The organism is Sphingomonas sp. (assembly GCF_019749955.1).
Classification (GTDB): Bacteria; Pseudomonadota; Alphaproteobacteria; order Sphingomonadales; family Sphingomonadaceae; genus Sphingomonas.
Genome location: NZ_JAIEPC010000073.1, coordinates 1 through 4,276, shown reverse-complemented (window position 1 = coordinate 4,276; position 4,276 = coordinate 1). Strand labels below are relative to the sequence as shown.

The 4,276-nt window shown below is 60.9% G+C and carries 5 protein-coding genes; 1 reads left to right on the top strand and 4 read right to left on the bottom strand.

Going from position 1 to position 4,276, the window contains the following annotated elements; genetic code table 11:
• Positions 1 to 676: IS630 family transposase (locus K2W81_RS13400; protein WP_294105120.1), on the bottom strand; the 676-nt coding region annotated here is incomplete at its 3' end.
• Positions 677 to 754: 78 nt separating this feature from the next.
• Here K2W81_RS13400 and K2W81_RS13395 point away from each other — a divergent pair.
• Positions 755 to 1,267 carry an NAD-dependent epimerase/dehydratase family protein gene (locus K2W81_RS13395; protein ID WP_294105118.1) on the top strand — a complete coding sequence of 171 codons (513 nt, stop codon included), beginning with the start codon at positions 755 to 757 and terminating at the stop codon, positions 1,265 to 1,267.
• 9 nt (positions 1,268 to 1,276) lie between these two features.
• On the opposite strand, the gene rfbB is transcribed toward K2W81_RS13395, so the two are convergent.
• From rfbB to galU, 3 genes are all read right to left on the bottom strand, one after another.
• Positions 1,277 to 2,350, bottom strand: a complete 1,074-nt coding sequence (gene rfbB, locus K2W81_RS13390; RefSeq protein WP_294105116.1) for a dTDP-glucose 4,6-dehydratase — start codon at positions 2,348 to 2,350, stop codon at positions 1,277 to 1,279.
• Positions 2,347 to 3,219, bottom strand: coding sequence for a glucose-1-phosphate thymidylyltransferase RfbA (gene rfbA, locus K2W81_RS13385; RefSeq protein WP_294105113.1), 873 nt, complete (start codon positions 3,217 to 3,219; stop codon positions 2,347 to 2,349). The genes rfbB and rfbA overlap by 4 nt, the downstream gene beginning before the upstream one ends.
• Positions 3,220 to 3,295: 76 nt before the next feature.
• Complete coding sequence (galU, locus tag K2W81_RS13380; protein WP_294105111.1) at positions 3,296 to 4,165, bottom strand: UTP--glucose-1-phosphate uridylyltransferase GalU; 870 nt, start codon at positions 4,163 to 4,165, stop codon at positions 3,296 to 3,298.
• Positions 4,166 to 4,276 lie beyond the last annotated feature (111 nt).

Sequence of the window (4,276 nt, the reverse complement as noted above, 5' to 3'; positions counted from 1 at the left end):
CGATATCGAGGGCAGCAAAGAGTGACGTCGTGCCATGGCGCAAATAGTTGTGGGTCTGCCGCTCGGGCATGCCGGGCATCATCGGCAGCACCGGCTGTTCGCGGTCAAGCGCCTGAATCTGCGACTTCTCATCGACGCACAGTACCAAGGCATGGGTCGGCGGCGAAAGATAAAGGCCGATGATATCCCTAACTTTATCGACAAACAGCGGGTCGCTCGACAGCTTGAACGTCTCCGCCCGGTGCGGCTGCAACCCGAAGGCGGTCCAGATGCGGCGGATCGTCGTGTGCGAGTGGCCCACCGCCGACGCCATCGAGCGGATCGACCAATGCGTTGCATCGGCGGGCAGCGTCTGAAGCGTCCGTTCGATCACAGCGGCAACCTCGTCGTCGCTGATCGTGCGCGGCCGACCCGAACGCGGTTCATCGAGCAGGCCATCGATCCGGTTCTCAAGAAAACGCCGCCGCCACTTGCCGACCGTGGTCTCGCAAATGCCCAACCGCTCCGCCACGACCTTGCTCTGCTCACCCTCGGCGCAGGCCAGGATAATCCGGCAACGCTCCGAAAGCGAGCGGGCCACACGATGACGCCGAACCTGACGCTCCAGATAGAAACGCTCGTCATCCGACAACACCAGCGCCGCCATCGGACGGCCCTTCGCAAACCTGTTCGCCATCAGGCCCTCCTATCACGGAACACCCATCTTATAATATTACGAACTTCAGGTCCAGGTCACTAGGGCGCGACCGATCTGATGGGGCACAGCTATAGCCATTTGTTCGGCACGCCGATGAGCTTCTTCCGCTTCTTCACGGTCTATGGCCCATGGGGTCGCGCCGCCGTGGCGCTGTTCAAATTCTCGCGCGGCATCATCGAAGGTACGCTGATCAACATCTGCAATAATGGCGACATGGTCCGCGACTTCACCTTTGTGGGTGATTTGGCAGAAGCGGTCGTCGCGCTGATCAATGCGGTGCCCGGCAAGACCGCCATCGCGGGCGACAGCTTCTCGCCGGTCGCGCCGTTCCGCATCGTCAATATCGGCGCGGGCAAGCCGACCCAATTGCTCGACTATACCGCCGAGATCGAACGCGCCGTCGGCAAGCCCGCAGTCCGCAATCTGCTACCGAAGCAACCCGGCGACTTTCCCGCGACCGAAGCCTCGCACGATCTGCTCAAGACACTGATAGGTCGCGCGCTCACGACGCCGCTCAGCATCGGCATGCTCGAATTCGGGCGCTGGTACAGGGATTATTACTCGATCTGAGAGCTTCGCTCAGGCTCGTTGCGATCTGGCGCAAAGTTCATCCTGCGCTTGATTGCGATACCAGTCGATCGTCTCGATCAAGCCTTCGCGGAAGTTGACGCCCGCGCGCCAGCCGAGTTCGTTTTCGATGCGGCTCGGATCGATCGCATAGCGCCGGTCATGGCCGACCCGATCGGCGACGAACGTGATCAGCGACCGGCGACGCCGACCGTCAGCGCGCGGCTCGATCAGATCGATCAAGTCGCAGATCATGGCGACCAGCGCGATGTTGCTATGCTCCTCACGCCCGCCGATCAAATAGGACTCTCCAACCCCTCCCCGATCGAGCACCGTGCGAAGCGCGGCTGCATGATCGTCGACATGAAGCCAGTCACGTACGTTGGCGCCGGTGCCATAGATCGGTAACGGCACCCCCGCGAGCGCGTTGCGCACCGTCAGCGGAATGAGCTTCTCCGGATTTTGGTACGGGCCGTAATTGTTGCTGCAATTCGACAACACGACGGGCAGCCCATAGGTATGGTGCCATGCGCGGACGAGGTGATCCGATGCCGCCTTGCTCGCCGAATAAGGGGATGACGGCAGGTAGCGCGTCTGCTCATCAAACCGACTCCCGTCAAATGCCAGGTCGCCAAACACTTCGTCAGTGGAGATGTGGTGAAAGCGAAACCGGTCGCGGCGGTCGGGCAGCAGACCGCGCCAATGGTCGAGCGCTGCTTCGAGCAAGTGGAAGGTACCGGTGATGTTGGTCTCGATGAAGACGGCCGGCCCCGCGATTGATCGGTCGACATGGCTTTCTGCCGCGAGGTGCATGATCGCGTCGACGCGTTCCTCACGCAGGATCTGCGAGACGAATTCGCGATCGAGAATATCGCCCTGAACGAATCGATAATTGGCCGCGCCCTCAACCGCCGTCAGTGCCGCAGCCGATGCCGCATAGGTAAGCTTATCGAAGTTGACGACCCGCACGGAACCGTCGCGCACAAGCAACCGGCAGACCGCCGAGCCGATGAAGCCCGCCCCGCCGGTAACGAGGATCGTCCGCTCCGGGGGCGAGTAGATGACCTTGATCGGCGTGTTGCTCATGCCGCCGCCGCGCAACGCCGGAGATAGTCGGCATAACCGGTCTTGCCCATGGCGGCAGCGCGTGTCATGAGCGCGCTGGGCGTCAGATAGCCGAGGTCAAGCGCGATTTCTTCGGGACAAGCAATCTTGATTCCCTGCCGCCGCTCGATCGTGCGCACAAACGACGCGGCATCATGCAGACTATCGTGCGTGCCGGTATCGAGCCACGCATAGCCTCGCCCGAGGCGGCTGACGTCAAGGGCGCCGCGCTTCAAGTAAACGCCCAATAGATCGGTGATTTCAAGTTCGCCGCGCGCCGAAGGCGTCAACGACGCGGCAATCGCAGGGGCATCAGCATCGCAGAAATAAAGGCCGGTCAGCGCCCAACTTGACTGCGGCGCGATCGGCTTTTCGTCGATGTGCCGTGCACGCCCCGTGTCGGGATCAAAGGTGACCACGCCGTAGCGCTCGGGATCCTCAACCTGATAGGCAAACACGGTCGCCCCCGTCGCACATTGAGCCGCCGCGCGGCATCGAGCACCTAGGCTGTCGCCGTGGAAAATATTGTCGCCTAAAATCATCGCGGAGGGGCCGCCAGCAAGAAAGCGCTCGGCAATCATGAAGGCTTGCGGCAGGCCGGCGGGCTGATCCTGAACGGCATAAGTCAAAGCAATGCCGAACGCCGATCCATCGCCCAACAGCCGTTCGAACATCGGCAAATCGCGCGGCGTAGAAATGATCATAATCTCGCGAAGACCCGCGAGCATCAGCACCGACAGCGGGTAATAGATCATCGGTTTGTCGAACACCGGCAGCAATTGCTTCGAGAGCGCGAGCGTGGCCGGGTAGAGCCGCGTGCCACTGCCCCCCGCTAGAATAATGCCTTTCATGTGCTTTTTGATCCACCTAGTGCGCTACCGAGCGGTCTAAGGTCGAATCCTTAATCTTCGCTTGTCATCACGATAATCAGCGCTCTGCCAAAAGTTTGACCGCAAAATCTCGAACCTGTGGGCCGATGTCCTCGCGCACAAGCGCCAGCGCGAGATTGGCCTGGATATAGCCCGCCTTGTCGCCACAATCGAACCGGCGCCCGGCAAAGCGATAAGCGTGGAACGGCTGGCGTCCAATTAGCTGGGCCATCGCATCGGTAAGCTGGATCTCACCCCCCGCGCCCTTTTCCTGCGTCTCCAGCACGCGCATCACTTCGGGCTGGAGAATGTAGCGACCGGGGATCATCAGGTTCGATTTTGCCGTGCCCAGCGGCGGTTTTTCGACCAGCCCGAGCACTTCGACTAACGCACCGTCGACTGCGCCGGGCGAAATGATGCCATATCGATCGGTTTCTGATGCGGGCACTTCATAGCCGCATACAATATTACCCCCGGTCCGATTGTAGGCCTCAACCATCGCCTTCATACATCCAGGTTGGCCGATCATCAGTTCGTCGGCCAGAAAGATCGCGAAGGGCTCGTCGCCGATGATGTCGCGCGCGCACCAAACCGCGTGGCCGAGCCCCATTGGTTCCTGCTGCCGGACGTAAGCAACCGCACCCGGCTTCAGCCGCGTCTGGTCGAGGATGTCGAGCGACTTTCCGCGCGCGCGCATCGTCGATTCGAGTTCATAAGCGATATCGAAATGGTCTTCGATGGCGCTCTTTCCCCGGCCCGTAACAAAGATCATCTGTTCGATGCCGGCTTCGATGGCTTCGTCGACAGCGTATTGGATCAATGGGCGATCAACGATCGGGAGCATTTCCTTCGGCATCGCCTTGGTGGCAGGCAAGAAGCGTGTGCCGAGGCCGCCGACCGGAAAAACGGCTTTTCGCAATGGTTTCAACAATGTCTTTTACCTCGTCACAAAAAGGCGACCTCGCCCCACCGAGCTATAGGTGAACCCCGCCCGCTCGGCATCGGCGGGCGGATAGATGTTGCGCAGGTCGACCATCAC